The following is a 13,600-nucleotide window of genomic DNA, read 5'->3' as shown; positions in this document are numbered from 1 at the left end:
ACCGCCTTTCCTCGTCCTGCCCATGCCGCCGCCCGCAAAGCACCGCGGGCGCACGCGCGCGAGATGCGCCCGCGGCACGCGCGACCGACAGGCTCCGCCGCCGAACCCCGCGCGGCGCGCGGGGCTATCGCCGACCAGTCTAAGCGCGGCCGCCGGGGGGCGGCCGAACCGTTGCGGACATGCAACCTCAAGGCGCCTGCCACGCCGCCGAAAGGCAGTTCGCAGCCACCGGCGCGGGGCTCGCCGCATGCCGGGGCCGTGGGGCCCGCGCAGCACGCCCCACGCTGCGGCGCGCTTGTGCTACGATGGCACGCGAGGGAATCGCGGCGCCGCTGCCGCGCAGGACGACCCGGCAGCGGCGCCGCCACCCCGGGAAAGGACGGCATACATGCCCATCAACAAGGCGGTGCTCGCCGCCTTCAAGGCGGCAACGCGGCTTCGGCCGGACATCAAGGAGTTCTACAAGGCGCAGCGCGTGGCCGAGGACCTGAGCGCCAGGCTCGCCATCCCCAACCCGCGCTGCCGCATCGACGACATCACGGCCCCCATGCCCGACGGCTGCGCGCTCCCCCTGCGCGTGTTCACCCCGCTCGACATCGACTTCTCGTTGGCCGAGGGCTTCAAGGTCACGGAGGACTTCCGCGGCACCGTGCTGTTCTTCCACGGCGGCGGCTGGGTGAACGGCGACGTGGACTTCTACACCGACGCCTGCAGCACGATGGCGCTGCGCCTGGAGCGGCGCGTGGTGTCGGTGGACTACCGCCGCGCGCCCGAGCATCGCTTTCCCCAGGCTCCCGAGGACTGCTACGAGGTGGCCCGCCAGCTGCACGCGGGCGAGCTTTTGGCCGACGTGGACCCCGACCATATCGTGCTCTTCGGCGACAGCGCCGGAGGGAACCTGGCTGCCGTGGTGTCGCTCATGGCCCGCGACCGCGGGGAGTTCCTCCCCCGCACGCAGATGCTGCTCTACCCCGTGACGTACAACGACCATGATCCCGCCACCTCGTTCTTCGACTCCGTGAGGGACAACGGCGAGGACTACCTGCTCTCGTCGCGCGACATACGCGGCTACATGGAACTGTACGCCTCGTCGCCCGCCGACCTGCACCGTCCCTACTTCGCGCCGCTGCTGGAGGGCGACCTCTCCCGCCAGCCGCGCACCCTCGTGGTCACGGCCGAGTACTGCCCCCTGCGCGACGAGGGCGAGGTGTACGCCCAGCGCCTGGCCGACGACGGCGGCGACGTGCAGTGCTACCGCATGCTGGACGCCGTGCACGGCTACCTGCTGTACCCCACCGTGTTCAACATCGTGAAGGACACGTACCGCATCATCAAGCAATTCCTCGATGGCGACCCGCTCGTGCAGGAAGGCGAACCGACGTGGCTCGGACTGCTTGGTACCGACTAGACAACGTAGGGAAGTTCTACTCGTCGCAGGCGGGCAGCTCCGCCCAGACGGTGTTCCGCTACGCGGCGACGATGGCCGACGACGTGGACCCGGCGGCGCTGCAGCGCGCGCTCGACCGCACGGCGGAGATGTTCCCCGGCTTCAACGTGTGCCTGCGCAGCGGCATGTTCTGGCACTACCTGGAGCAGGCTCCCCAGCCGCCCGCCGTGCACGAGGAGAACCTGCCCATCTGCTACGGCCTGCACGTGGACGCGAAGAGCGTGCTCATCCGCGTGAGCTACTACCGCGCTCGCATCAACCTGGAAGTGTCGCACATGGTGTCCGACGGGCGCGGGTCGCTGAGCTTCTTCAAGGCCCTGCTCTACGCCTACGTGGAGGAGCGCTACGGCGTGGAGGGACTGCCGCAGGAGTACGACGGCTCGGACCACCAGAAGGCCGAGGACAGCTTCGACAAGTACTTCGAGCGCGACAAGGCGGCCCCCACGCGCGCGCCCAAGGTCTACCGGCTCACCGGCTGGCGCGATGCGGCGGACCCCACGTACCTGGAGTACCACCTTCCCGTCCGCCCGGTGCTCGACCTTGCGCGCGGGCACGGCGTGAGCCTGACGTCGCTCGTCATCGCGGCCATCATGTGCGCCATCCGCGCCGAGATGCCCCGGCGCGAGCGCCACCGCGCCATCCGCCTGGACGTGCCCGTGGACCTGCGGCAGCATTTCAAGTCCACCACTACCAAGAACTTCTTCGGGCTGGCGTTCGTGTCCTACGTGCCCGGCGATGAGGACGAGCCCGTGGAGCAGGTGGCCGCGAAGGTGCAGGAGCAGCTGCGCGTGGCCACCGACCCCGAGAGCCTCAAGCCCCGCATGAACCGCATGATAGCGCTGGAGAAGAACCCGCTTCTGCGCCTGGCCCCCCTGTTCGTGAAGGACGCCCTGCTTGAGCTGGCCAGCCGCTTCACGGCGCGCGAGACCACCACGACGCTCTCGAACCTGGGGCGCATCTCCGTGGACGCGCGGGTGGCCCCGTATGTGCGCGACCTCAACCTCCTGACGTCCACCACCGGGCTGAACTTCCTTTTGTGCTCGTTCGGCGACGACCTGAGCATCGGCATATCCACGGCGTATTCGAACCCCGACGTGGTGAAGAACTTCGTCCGGTACTTCTCGGGCTGCGGCATCGAGGGGCTCATCAACATCAACAAGACGAGCGAGGAGGTTGCCGAGGACCGCCTGGAGGCAAGGCTGGAGGCCTCGGTGAAGCGCGCCCGCGGCCAGGCGCCCGCCCGCGGCGGGACACCCGAGCGCGAAACGTCGAAGCGCAAGGCGAAGGCCGCGCGCGGGGCGCGGGCCGACGGGGCGGAAGTAGGGCGCGAGACGGGGGCCGCGCTGGCAGAGCCGGAGCACGGGGAGAAGGCGGCGCGGAAAACGAGGGCTGCGCGAAAGGCTGGCTCGGACAGCGACCAGAAGGCGAAGCGTAAGGAGGCCGGGCGATGAAGCGGTGCGGCAAGTGCGGCGTGTCGTTCACGGGCGACCTGGACCGGTGCCCGCTCTGCCAGGCAGAGCTCTCGGGCAAGGCCGAGCCGTCGGCGTTCCCCAGAAACGAGGTGCGCAAGTCGGGCGCCGTGGCGTTGAGCGTGCTGGCGTTCGTGAGCGGCGCGTGCCTGCTGGCCATGCTGTTCCTGGGGCGGCTGCTGGGCTTGCCGGGCGACATCGTGCTCACCGTGTGCCTGGGCCTCGTGGTGAACTACCTGTTCGTGCGCAACATCCTCGTGCATACGCCCGACTTCCTGCGCGTGGTGGTGCGCTACTTCCTCATCCTGCTGGCCATCGCGGCGCTGTGGTACCTCATCACGCGAAACCCCGTGGTCACGACGTTCGTCATACCCGGCATCTGCCTGGTGGCGCTCGTGTTCGACGCCGTGCTCGTGGCCGTGTTCCGCGGCACGTTCGTGTCGGGCTACGCGAAGTACCTGCTGTTCGACGTGGTGCTGGGGCTGATCCCGCTCGCACTCGTGGCCTTGGGCCTGGCCACATGGGACGTGCCGGCCAACGTGAGCGCGCTCACGGCCAGCGTGCTGCTGCTGGCCCTGCTCGTGTTCACCCGCAAGCAGCTCGTGGCCGAGGTGCGCAAGCTGTTCTCCGCGTGACGGCGCGGCGCGCGCAGGCGCGCGCGTCCGTCGCATCCGCCACCGCTTCGCGCTGCGCAGCGCAGTGCGAAGCGCATCGTGCGGCACAGTAATCACCGGTTTTCTACAGCGGGCCGCGTCAGCAGAGCGGGTCTCGCCTTCGGCGTTACGAACAACCAGGGGAAACACCCGAAAGAGGCGGCCTTCGGGCCCCATCGCGCTGTCCCAGGCCGCGCGCATGTCGAAAACCGGTGATTACTGTGCCAACGGGGCGTCATGGCGCTCGAAGAGCGATGCATCGCCCGCCCGCCCCTCCCCCGCACCGGGCCATGCAGGGAGGGGGGGGGCGCCACGGACAGCGGGTGCAGAGGGGCGCCGGGCGGTGCCACGGCAACCGGGTGCAGGGGGGGGCGGGCGGCGCGTCGGGCGGAGTCGCTGCCACGCCGCCTTCAGTTACTCGTATCCTATCGGGAGGCCCAGCTGCCTGCGCAGCTCCAGCTTGCGCCCATGGTAGTTGGACGTACGTATCTGCGCGCGCTTGCCCAGGTGCCGGCGGAGCGTTTGCGCTATCGCCTCGGTCGCCGCGAAGCTGTCGAGCTCGTCGTTCGTCACCCCCACCACCGTCCAGCCCATGGACATGAGGGCGTTCGCCCTCCTCGAGTCGGAGACGCGGCTTGCCTCCCCCTCGTGCCACTCCCTGCTCTGGTACTCCACATCGAGCTTCCGCTCCGGCCAGCACAAATCCATGCGGAACGACTTCTTACCGGTGAGGGATTCGGCCGCCCTGCTCGCCCCGACCTCGTAGTTCATATGGGGGGATTCCCAGGCCGTAGCCCCCGTGGCGATGGGGCAGCCCCAAGACGAGGGCCTGTTTCGTCTCCCGCGCCGAGGCCGAGCCGTCGGCAAGGTAGCGAAGGGCACGGCCGACCTTGCGCGCACCGTCGACCGAGGCGTTCCGCGCCGCATAGCCGCCCAACGACCTGACGGATGCCAGGGGCTCTACCCCATAGGCAGCTGCGGCCCCTGTGCGCCGGGTCCGGTACGTTCCACACAACTCGTACCCAAGCTCGAGTATGGCGACCAGGCTCTTCCCCCGGGCGGCTTCCTGGACAAAGGCGAGGGCCGGCACGCAGGCGAAGACGCCGTCGCCCAACCGGTAAAACGATGTGCCCGAAAGAGGGACGGTCAGCGAATGTGACTTGACAGCCTTCGAAGGCCGCCCCAGCGCAGCGCTTCCAACGAGCACGTGCGCAGGCCTTTCGAGGCGCAGATCCGGGTATGAGGCCTCGAGATGCTCGATGGCGGCCTCGACCTCGCCCCTCGCCGGAGCGCGGCTGGGAAGCACCCGTGCTTTCCCCGCAACCGGCGGAAGCGTCCGGGGGGCCGCCGAGCGCAGGATGGCCAAGGCGGTCTTGTGTCCGAAGATGATAGGCGCGCGCTCACGGTCAGGATGGGAGGAGACGGGCATGGAACCTCCTTGCAAGCCCTTTGCTAAGAGGATCTTGCAAGCGTGGTAGGGGAACGGGGGGCACGCCGTTCCTGCAATGGGCTGCTCGCCGAGGCGAAGAGCGCCTGCACTGGCTCCGTGGTGCCGCTATTCTACCAGCAGGCCGCGCATCGGCACAGTAATCACCGCATTTTTACAGATTGGGAAGCAGAGGCTGGCGGCAAGCGGGGCGCAAGCGAGGTGGTCCGACGTTTCCCCTCGTCGCAGAACGGCATTTCGGAAGGCGCGGCCCGAGGGGAAGGCATTCCGTCGAAAACCGGTGATTATGGTGCCGGCGGGCCGGCCCGTAAGAACCAACACCCCCGAAACCCTGGCGCTTCCCGCCCCCGCCTTTGGCCGCTAGCGTGGACGGGAGTCGGAGCGGGGGTCGGGGCGAGGCGGGAGCGGGTGCGGATAAGCCCGCCTGCGCGCAGGGGGCGCGCTCCCTTGCGAGCCAATGCGGCATGCGATGCGCGGACAGGGAGCCTGCCCTCCTTGGGCGATATGGGCGAAGGCGGGGAGGGTGCGGGGGGGGGTTGGGACGTGGGCGGGAGCGAGCGCGGGTACGCGGGCGTGTGCGAACGCGGATGCGGGGCTTGTGCGAATGCGCGGGCGAGCCGGTACGGGATCGGGGCGGGAACGGGAACAGGGCGGGGAAAGAGTGGCGCCCTGCCAGGCCCGGTTGGGCTACAATACGCGTATGGAACACGCAGCCCGCATCCTCGTCGTCGAGGACGACGAGGACATCAACAACGTGGTGGCCGCCGCGCTCGCGCGGGCGGGCTACGCCTGCGCGCAGGCGTTCTCGGGAAGCGAGGCGCGGCTCCTGCTGAAAGCGGGGGCCGCCGCGGGCGAGGCGCCGTACGACCTCGTCATCACCGACCTCATGCTGCCGGGCTCCTCAGGCGAGGAGCTCGTGCGCGAGATACGCGCGCGCAGCGACGTGCCCGTCATCGTGGTATCGGCGCGCGCCGATACGGGCGACAAGGTGGAGCTTCTGAAGCTGGGGGCCGACGACTACCTGGCCAAGCCCTTCGACCTCGACGAGCTGCTCGCGCGCGTGTCCGTGCAGCTGCGCCACGCTTCCCGCGGGGCGGGGCGCAGCTCGGGCACGCTACGGTTCAAGGACTGGGTGCTCGATGCCGAAGCCCGCACGCTCACAGCCGCCGGCGATCCCGTGAGGCTCACGCGCCTGGAGTTCGGCATCGTGGAGGCCCTCGTGCGCCGGCCCAAGAAGGTGTTCACCAAGCGGGAGCTGTTCCAGGCGGCCTGGAACGAGGAGGCGTTCGTGGAGGAGAAGGCCGTGAACGTGCATGTGAGCAACATCCGCGGCAAGCTCAAGCCCTCCGGCACCGACGGCTACATCGAGACGGTTTGGGGCATCGGCTTCAAACTGGCCGAATGAGGCGAGACAGGGACCGTGACAGGGGGACGGGGATAACGTCACGTTCCCCTTCGTTTCGCTCAGTTGCAGCGCATCGCGGAACGTGACGTTATCCCCGTCCCCCTGTCACGCCCCCCCTGTCACGCCCCTCGCACGGCAAACTTAGCACTTTCTTAATGGTTTCGAAGCGAATTGCTGAACGCCTTTTCCGTATCGTGGTTGGCAGTCAGAGAACGATCCGACGATCGGAAAGGAGCGGGAACGTGAACGTGATCGAAACCAACGGGCTCTCGAAGGCCTTCGGCAGCAAGATGGCCGTCCACCAGTTCGACATGCATGTGGGCCAAGGCGATATCTACGGGTTCGTCGGCCGCAACGGGGCGGGCAAATCGACGGTGATGAGGATGCTCGCGGGGCTCGCCGCACCCACGGGCGGCGAGGTGCGCGTGTTCGGCATGCAGCCGCGCGAGGCGAGCGCGAGCCGGCGCATCGGCGCGCTCATCGAGTCGCCGGGGCTGTACGGCTCCATGAGCGCAACCGACAACCTCATGATGAAGGCGCTCGCGCTGGGCCTGGCCGACCCCAAGGACAAGGTGCACGGCCTGCTGGACCTCACCGGCCTGGGCAGCGTGGGCTCCAAGGCGACGAAGAACTTCTCCATGGGCATGAAGCAGCGACTGGGGCTCGCGCTCGCGCTCTTGGGCAGCCCCGACCTGCTGCTGCTCGACGAGCCGCTCAACGGCCTGGACCCCGAGGGCGCCCGCGAGATCCGCCGGCTCATCATGCGCCTCAACGACGAGCGCGGCATCACCGTGGTGGTGAGCTCGCACGTGTTGGAGCAGCTGGGGAAGATGGCCACGCGCTACGGCGTCATCCGCGAGGGCCGCATGGTGCGCGAGATGTCCGCCGCCGAGGTCGACCAGGAATGCAGCGATTTCCTGCAGCTGGAGGCCGCGAACCCGACGCTCGCGCTGGCCGTGCTGCAGGAGCGCTTCGCGGGCCTGCGCTTCCAGTCCATGCCCGACGGCGCCATCCGCGTCTTCGGCGGGGCGGACGCGGGAGCGGTGGGCGCGGTCCTGAACGAGCAGGGCATCGCCGTCCGCGGCTTGTACGCGCACCGGCGCGACCTGGAGGAGTTCTTCGTTGAGATGATGGGGGCTGAGTACCGTGGCTAATATTCTGAGGATGGACCTTTACCGGCTCGTGCACGGCAAGTCGCTGTGGATATTCCTTGCCGTCATCACGGTGCTGGCCGTTATCAGCGCAGCCACCATGGCCTACATCACCGATCCCGCGTTCGTGCAGTCGATGCAGGCAGCCAGCGCAAGCGGCGCGCCGACGGGCGTGCACATCGGCTTCTCGAACGGGAGCGGCCCGAGCGCGGACGACCTCGCCGAGACGAACGCCCTGGTGACGCAACTTGCCCAGGGCATGACGCCGGAGGCGCTCGTGGGCAACGTGTTCCTCGGCGGAGGCGGGCTCTCCTGCCTGTTCGTCGTGTTCCTCGCCATCTTCCTTGCCGCGGAGTTCGAGAGCGGCTTCAGCAAGAACGTGTTCACCGTGCAGCCGAGCCGCCTCGCGTTCCTCGGCGCGCGCATCGTGGAGATACTCGTGCTCGCGGCGCTGTTCACCGTGATGATCGTCGCAGCGACGCTCGCCACGGCCGCCGTGACGGGCCTCGAGCTCGCATCCTCCCCCCTGCCCGACTTCGCGCTGTGGGGCGTGCTCGTCGCGGTCGTGGCCGCGGGCTTCGGCATGCTGACGGCGCTTGCTGTTTGGGTCACCCGCAAGATGGCGGCGGGCATCGGCATCGGCATCCTGCTGGCCTCGGGCCTGGTGACGCTGGGGATCCAGGGGCTGGGCATGCTGATTCCGAGCATCTCGTTCCTCGCCGACTACACGCTGTCGTCCTGCATGGGCTCGCTCTCCCTCGGGCTCGGCGGCCCCCTCGGCGCGGGGCACATCGCGCTCGTGGGCGCGGCGTTCATCGCCGTCGCCGGAGCGCTCTGCGCCCTGGTCCTCAAGAGGAAGGACGTCTAGGCCATGGAAGCCGCGGTCGTTCTGCTCGCCGTCGCCGTCGTTGCGCTCGCCGTCCAGCTTGCCCGCTCGGAGGCGCAGCTGCGGGCCATTGCGCGGTTCCTCGTGAACCGGGAGTCGGCGAGCAACGCCCGCGTCGCGCTGTCCGTGCGCACGCGCGGTTTCGTGCAGCTGGCGCAGGCGGTGAACCGGCAGATCGACCGCCACCAAGGCGAGCGCGTCGCCGCCGAGGAGGCCAAGCGCGAGCTGCGCCGCGGCCTCACCTACCTCTCGCACGACATCCGCACGCCGCTCGCGGGGGCTCAGGGCTACGCGCAGCTGCTGGCGGCCGAGGAGGACGAGGCCCTGCGCGCCCGGTACCTGGACGTGGTGTCGCGCCGCCTGGAAGACGTGGGCGGACTGCTGGACCAGCTGTACGCCTACGCCCAGGTGCAGGACCCCGACCATCGCATCGAGCGCGAGCCCGTGGACGTGGGCCAGGTGCTCGCCGAGTCGCTGGCCTCGTTGTACGGCCAGTTCAAGGAGCGCGGGTGGGAGCCCGGCATCCGGCTTGCCGACGAGCCGCTCGTGGCCGACTCGAACGCCGACGCCCTCGCCCGCATCTTCCGCAACCTCGCCGTGAACGCGCTGCGCTACGGGTGCGAGCCCCCGCGCATCGTGCAGGAGGGACGCACGGTCGCGTTCGCGAACCGCGTGGCCGACCCGGACGGCATGGACGCCGATCGCCTGTTCGAGCGCTTCTACCAGGGAGACGCCGCGCGCGGCGGCGGGGGCAGCGGCCTCGGCCTTGCCATCGTCGCCCAGCTGTCGCGCGCCCTGCGCATCGAGGCCACCGCCCGCCTGGACGGCGACGTGCTCACCGTGGAGCTGGCGTTCCCGGAGTGAAACGGCGTCGAGCCGATCCCCCTCGCAGCATCAATCCCGCAGTTCTGCCGGCCGAGCTGCTGCATGGCGCAGTGCCGGATGACGCAGGATGACGCAGCGGGATGAAGCGGGGCGCTAGCTCGGCGGATCGCCCTCCCCCGCCCTCTGCTCGGCGAGCAGCAGGTCGACCATGCGGCCGTAGCTCCGCATGCCGTCGGATTGGTTGTTGGCCTTGAGGTACGCATCGTTGGCGGCGTTGGAGGCCTCCTGCACCGGACCCTCGTACTGGGCCCAGTGCTCCGCGCGCTCGGCCAGGTCGCGTTGCACCGAAGGCGCAAGGCCGGCGGCGATCTGCGTGGCAGCCTCCGGATCGGCCTTCCGCAGCGCGCCCATGGCGTTGTCGCAGGCCAGCAGCAGGCCGCTGTAGCGCATGAGCGCGTCGCCGGATTCCTTGCATGCCAGGTACGCGATGAAGTTCGCCTCGTCCTCGCGCATGAAGCCGCACTGGTGCGCCAGCTCGTGGGCCATCGTCCACGGCACCGTGAAGAACGGGTTGTCCACGTTGATGTTCGACTCCATGGTGAACGGGAAGAACATGCCGCCGATGTTCGCATACGACATCAGCTTGGACGCGAGCACCGGCTTGGGCGGCGAGTACAGCGGCCGCTCGAGCGCAGGGTAGCGCTCCGCGAGCTTGCGCATGGCGGCCACCGATTCTTGCGAGTAGCGCTCGAACTCCCCCGGCTCGGCGGCGAACAGGTCGACATCGTTGCCGAGCTCTGCGCGCTCGCGCCCGAGGCCCTCGGCGAGCGACGAGGCCAGGCGCACGAGCTCCTCCTGGCGCTCGGCCGGATCGGCCCCCTCCTCCGCCAGATCGTAGCCGGCGTGCTGCGTGAAGGTGTAGCGGTGGTAGTTCAGCCCGCAGAGGAACGTGAAGGCGAAAAGCGCGACGCAAGCGACGGCTGCCGCGCCCATGATCCCGCGGTATGCCATCATACCGCGCTCGCCCTTGCTCACGGCGACCTTGCGAACCCAGTACCCGACGTACCCCAGGCAGAACAGCAGGAACAGCGCCGCCACCCACTCGGCCACCGAGAAGCCGACGAGCGACGGCAGGAATCCCACGGCCGAGGACGCCGCGGGGTACACCGTTTGCGCGTACCATTCGGCTGCCTCGGGATTCGCCTGCGCGAACGCCGTCGCCGCAAGGGCGACGATCCCTAAAGGTATGAACAGCATGCGTTTGAGCAGGTACTTCCTCATGTTCCTTCGCAAGTCGGCGCAGCACGGCCGCCCTCATTGTACCCCACGCGGCCACAAGCCGGTCGACGCGCTCACAGCCGTGCGATGACTACCGCTAGCACCGCCGAGAGCACGCCGACAACCGCCAGCGGCGCGGCTCCGTCGACAAACGAGGGCACGGGCGGCAGCCGGAAGTACAGCACGTAGCACACGAGATTCGCCGCCGTCACAAGCGCGACCACGCCCGCGAGCAGCCAGAACGCGCCGCCGAAAAGCATCCCTGCGCCCATGAGCGCGTTCAGCACGGCAAGCTCCAGCGCCGCCCACAGCACGAACAGCAGCAGCTCCGTGGTCACGGGCCGCCCGAAGAAGCGCACGGTGACGAAGGCGAGCGCCGCATACGCCGCCACGCCGCCCACGGCGAACACCCACCCTGGTGCCGCGCCGCCAACCTGGGGCGCGCCCGCGAGCGCTCCCAAGCCCATCGCCAGCAACACGACGGCCGCGATGCCGAACGCTACCGCGCCCAAGATGAACCCCACGCCCATCGCGTACAGAGCCCCCGTCGCCTTCGGCAGCGCGGGATTGAAGAACGTCCACCACCACGCCAGGTACAACGCCGCGCACACTGCGAGCGCCGCATGCCCCCACACGAGGGTTCCGGGCACCGCCGTATCCATCGGGGCCATGGCATCGTCCTTTCTCGTCGCATGCCCAGCACCGCGCCCGTGGGGGCGCAAGGCGCCGGCCGGCCGCTTCCGCATAAAGGTTACTCCTGCGGCCGGACGAGCAGGGGAAAGCCGGCCGCCGTTACCTGCCCGATGGCAGCGCGTCCTCAACCCGCGAGCGTTGCCAGGTAGCCCAGCAGCTCGCCCTTGCCCAGCGGGTCGGCATGGCCTAGAAGGCACGTCTCGCAGTCGATGCCCTCGATCGTGCGTACCAGGGCCCGCAGCCTCTCCTCGTCGACGCGCCACCCGTCGAAAGGATCGCCGCACGTCGCGTCACCCAGGAACAGCAGGCCCTCCTCGGGAACGTGCACGAGCACCGTGTCGTCGGAATGCGGCGAGGCTGCTGCGAACACGCGTGCGGTCAGGCCCCCGAGATCGAGGAGGAGCTCGCCGTCGAACACCACGTCGGGCAGGGCGACCACGATTCCGGCCTCGGCGTACTCGCGGGCGATATACTCCTCGCTCCGCTTGAGCGCCAGGACGGCGGCGGGATCGGCCAGCGAAGCGCGCGCCTGCGCGAGCAGCTCACCGGTGCGCCGGCACGCGACGGTGAGGCCGTGCGCGCGGTGCATGCCGAACGTGTGGTCCCAATGCCAGTGCGTGATCGCCGTGAGGTCGGGCCGGGGCAGGCCCGCGTCGTCGAGCTGCGCGTAGAACTCCTCGACATGCACAGCCGACGCGCCCGCGTCCACCGCGAGCGCAAGGCGATCGCCCTTGAGGAGCACGAGCATCGGCCGGTCGTTCTCCGGCTGGTGCGGCAGCCAGAACGTCCGCTCACCCAGCTTGTTCAACTCCACGGAAGATCCCTCCCCGAAAACGCGGGGCCCGACGCCGCACCCATGCGTCAGACGTCCATCGCGAACAGGTCGTCGGCCTCGTCGTAGGAGAACCCGAGCGCGCGCAGAAGGCCGCGGGAGGCAACGTTCTCCCGATCGGGCTGCACGATGATGCGCTCGGCATCGGGTTCGGCGGCAATGAGCCCGATCAGCTGCGAGAGCGCCGCACGGGCAATGCCGCGGCGCAGCAGCGTCGGCTCGCCCAGCAGGTAGTCCAGGCTGTACGTGCCCTCCACGGGAAGCGCGCCGTTCCAATCCTCGCCGCTTGCGGAGAACGGGTAGAGCTGGCAAAAGCCGGCGGGATCGCCGTCGGCCTCGATGACGAAGTGGCTGATCCAGGCGTACTCGCCGTGACGGCCCTCCACCTCGGCCATCCAGTCCTCGGGCTGCTCGAACCAGGGGCGCACGTGGTCGGCAGCGAGCCATCGTCGCAGGCGGGGAAGGTCGTCGTCTTCGAAGGGCCTCAAGGTCACATCCATGGGGGTGCTCCTTTTCGAGGGGGTATCGGCTCTGCCCATCATACCACGGGCCCCCGGAACCGTCCCGGAGGCCCGTCGTGCGCACCGCCCGGCCTGCTGCGTCCGCTACAGCTTGCCCACCAGGTCGATGCCCGGGTGCAGCACCTCGGAGCCCGGCACCCAGCGCGCGGGGCACACCGAATCGCCGTGCTCGGCCACGAACTGGCTCGCCTGCACGCGGCGCAAAAGCTCGGCGGCGTTGCGGCCGATGTTCCCGGCGTTCACCTCGTAGCACACGATGCGGCCCTCGGGGTTCACGATGAAGCTGCCGCGCTCGGCCACGCCCTCCTCCTCGATGTACACGTCGAAGATGTCGGCCAGCCTGTGCGTGGGGTCGGCCAGCATCGGGTACGGCAGGCTCTTGATGTTCTCGGACGCGTCGTGCCAGGCCTTGTGCGCAAAATGCGTGTCGCACGACACGGAGTAGATCTCGCAGTCGGCGGCTTTGAACTGGTCGTACAGGGCGGCCAGGTCCTCAAGCTCCGTGGGGCACACGAACGTGAAGTCGGCCGGGTAGAAGAAGAACACGCTCCAGTGGCCCAGCACGTCGTCCTTCGTGACGGTGGCGAAGCCGTCGTCCTGGAACGCCTGGACGGAGAAATCGTCGATCTCGCGGTTGATCATGGACATGGTATCGCTCCTTCGCTTCGTTCGGCGGGCGGCACGCGGCCGTTCGCACACGTGGCGGCTCGCCTTACTTGTTTTCCTTGGTTTACTTTCCCATATTTGCTACTCAATTTGCAACATTTATGGGCATCTTCCAAGAATCTCCACGGCGGCGGCGAGGCGTCGTTTGCGGTTCTCTTTTTTCCGTTGCAGGTACACCCCGAGGCACTGGACCATCCCTCGGGGCGTGCACAGAAAGAACGCGAGCCACGACTCGCCGTCTCACTCGCATCAGCTAGCGAGTTTCCGACGCAACGCGTCGATCAACCTCATGGAAAAACGTCCCCTGAGTCACCGTTTCGATCGCTC

13 protein-coding genes are annotated in these 13,600 nt (G+C 68.8%); 7 read left to right on the top strand and 6 right to left on the bottom strand.

The features are described 5' to 3' along the window. Positions 1–388: 388 nt before the first annotated feature. From BN3560_RS12030 to BN3560_RS12020, 3 genes are read left to right on the top strand one after another with little or no spacing between them, the layout of a single operon-like run. Positions 389–1,408: an alpha/beta hydrolase gene (locus BN3560_RS12030; RefSeq protein WP_096228235.1), complete on the top strand. Its 1,020-nt coding sequence runs from the start codon at positions 389–391 to the stop codon at positions 1,406–1,408. Beyond that, the gene (locus tag BN3560_RS12025) at positions 1,381–2,898 is read left to right on the top strand and encodes a phthiocerol/phthiodiolone dimycocerosyl transferase family protein (RefSeq protein ID WP_227115399.1); all 1,518 of its coding nucleotides are present in this window, start codon (positions 1,381–1,383) and stop codon (positions 2,896–2,898) included. The genes BN3560_RS12030 and BN3560_RS12025 overlap by 28 nt, the downstream gene beginning before the upstream one ends. Next, entirely contained in the window at positions 2,895–3,551 is a 657-nt protein-coding gene (locus BN3560_RS12020; RefSeq protein WP_096228234.1) for a DUF6320 domain-containing protein, read from the top strand. The genes BN3560_RS12025 and BN3560_RS12020 overlap by 4 nt, the downstream gene beginning before the upstream one ends. Before the next feature lie 432 nt (positions 3,552–3,983). Here BN3560_RS12020 and BN3560_RS14780 read toward each other — a convergent pair whose 3' ends face one another. Continuing rightward, positions 3,984–4,340, bottom strand: a complete 357-nt coding sequence (locus BN3560_RS14780) for a hypothetical protein (protein ID WP_227115398.1) — start codon at positions 4,338–4,340, stop codon at positions 3,984–3,986. 1,376 nt (positions 4,341–5,716) lie between these two features. On the opposite strand from BN3560_RS14780, the gene BN3560_RS12010 reads away from it, so the two are divergent. The 4 genes from BN3560_RS12010 (at position 5,717) to BN3560_RS11995 (ending at position 9,322) form a co-directional block, all read left to right on the top strand. Beyond that, on the top strand, positions 5,717–6,421 hold the full coding sequence (locus tag BN3560_RS12010; RefSeq protein ID WP_096228684.1) for a response regulator transcription factor: 705 nt from the start codon (positions 5,717–5,719) through the stop codon (positions 6,419–6,421). 242 nt (positions 6,422–6,663) lie between these two features. Then, on the top strand, positions 6,664–7,575 hold the full coding sequence (locus tag BN3560_RS12005) for an ATP-binding cassette domain-containing protein (RefSeq protein ID WP_096228233.1): 912 nt from the start codon (positions 6,664–6,666) through the stop codon (positions 7,573–7,575). Next, entirely contained in the window at positions 7,568–8,440 is an 873-nt protein-coding gene (locus BN3560_RS12000; RefSeq protein WP_227115397.1) for an ABC transporter permease, read from the top strand. Before BN3560_RS12005 ends, BN3560_RS12000 begins: the two co-directional genes overlap by 8 nt. Positions 8,441–8,443: 3 nt before the next feature. Then, the gene (locus BN3560_RS11995) at positions 8,444–9,322 is read left to right on the top strand and encodes a sensor histidine kinase (RefSeq protein ID WP_096228231.1); all 879 of its coding nucleotides are present in this window, start codon (positions 8,444–8,446) and stop codon (positions 9,320–9,322) included. A gap of 114 nt (positions 9,323–9,436) precedes the next feature. On the opposite strand, the gene BN3560_RS11990 is transcribed toward BN3560_RS11995, so the two are convergent. From BN3560_RS11990 to ahpC, 5 genes are all read right to left on the bottom strand, one after another. Continuing rightward, a complete protein-coding gene (locus tag BN3560_RS11990; RefSeq protein ID WP_096228230.1) occupies positions 9,437–10,564 on the bottom strand; it encodes a DUF3810 domain-containing protein in 1,128 nt (375 codons plus the stop codon). Between the two features lie 71 nt (positions 10,565–10,635). Then, complete coding sequence (locus BN3560_RS11985; RefSeq protein WP_227115396.1) at positions 10,636–11,232, bottom strand: hypothetical protein; 597 nt, start codon at positions 11,230–11,232, stop codon at positions 10,636–10,638. A 146-nt stretch (positions 11,233–11,378) separates the two neighbouring features. Further along, the gene (locus tag BN3560_RS11980; RefSeq protein WP_096228229.1) at positions 11,379–12,068 is read right to left on the bottom strand and encodes an MBL fold metallo-hydrolase; all 690 of its coding nucleotides are present in this window, start codon (positions 12,066–12,068) and stop codon (positions 11,379–11,381) included. 47 nt (positions 12,069–12,115) lie between these two features. Then, positions 12,116–12,586: a GNAT family N-acetyltransferase gene (locus BN3560_RS11975; RefSeq protein WP_096228228.1), complete on the bottom strand. Its 471-nt coding sequence runs from the start codon at positions 12,584–12,586 to the stop codon at positions 12,116–12,118. A 105-nt stretch (positions 12,587–12,691) separates the two neighbouring features. After that, the gene (gene ahpC / locus BN3560_RS11970; protein WP_096228227.1) at positions 12,692–13,255 is read right to left on the bottom strand and encodes an alkyl hydroperoxide reductase subunit C; all 564 of its coding nucleotides are present in this window, start codon (positions 13,253–13,255) and stop codon (positions 12,692–12,694) included. Positions 13,256–13,600: the final 345 nt, after the last annotated feature.

It is taken from the genome of Gordonibacter urolithinfaciens, from assembly GCF_900199375.1.
In the GTDB taxonomy this organism is placed as follows: Bacteria; Actinomycetota; Coriobacteriia; order Coriobacteriales; family Eggerthellaceae; genus Gordonibacter; species Gordonibacter urolithinfaciens.
This window is presented reverse-complemented; position numbering and strand designations above follow the sequence as displayed.

Bases quoted from the DNA above. Each gene is read 5' to 3' on its own strand.
- BN3560_RS11975 (WP_096228228.1), bottom strand. From the start codon at position 12,586: ATGGATGTGACCTTGAGGCCCTTCGAAGACGACGACCTTCCCCGCCTG.
- BN3560_RS11990 (WP_096228230.1), bottom strand. From the start codon at position 10,564: ATGAGGAAGTACCTGCTCAAACGCATGCTGTTCATACCTTTAGGGATC.
- BN3560_RS11995 (WP_096228231.1), top strand. From the start codon at position 8,444: ATGGAAGCCGCGGTCGTTCTGCTCGCCGTCGCCGTCGTTGCGCTCGCC.
- BN3560_RS14780 (WP_227115398.1), bottom strand. From the start codon at position 4,340: ATGAACTACGAGGTCGGGGCGAGCAGGGCGGCCGAATCCCTCACCGGT.
- BN3560_RS12030 (WP_096228235.1), top strand. From the start codon at position 389: ATGCCCATCAACAAGGCGGTGCTCGCCGCCTTCAAGGCGGCAACGCGG.
- BN3560_RS11985 (WP_227115396.1), bottom strand. From the start codon at position 11,232: ATGGCCCCGATGGATACGGCGGTGCCCGGAACCCTCGTGTGGGGGCAT.
- BN3560_RS12020 (WP_096228234.1), top strand. From the start codon at position 2,895: ATGAAGCGGTGCGGCAAGTGCGGCGTGTCGTTCACGGGCGACCTGGAC.
- BN3560_RS12010 (WP_096228684.1), top strand. From the start codon at position 5,717: ATGGAACACGCAGCCCGCATCCTCGTCGTCGAGGACGACGAGGACATC.
- ahpC (WP_096228227.1), bottom strand. From the start codon at position 13,255: ATGTCCATGATCAACCGCGAGATCGACGATTTCTCCGTCCAGGCGTTC.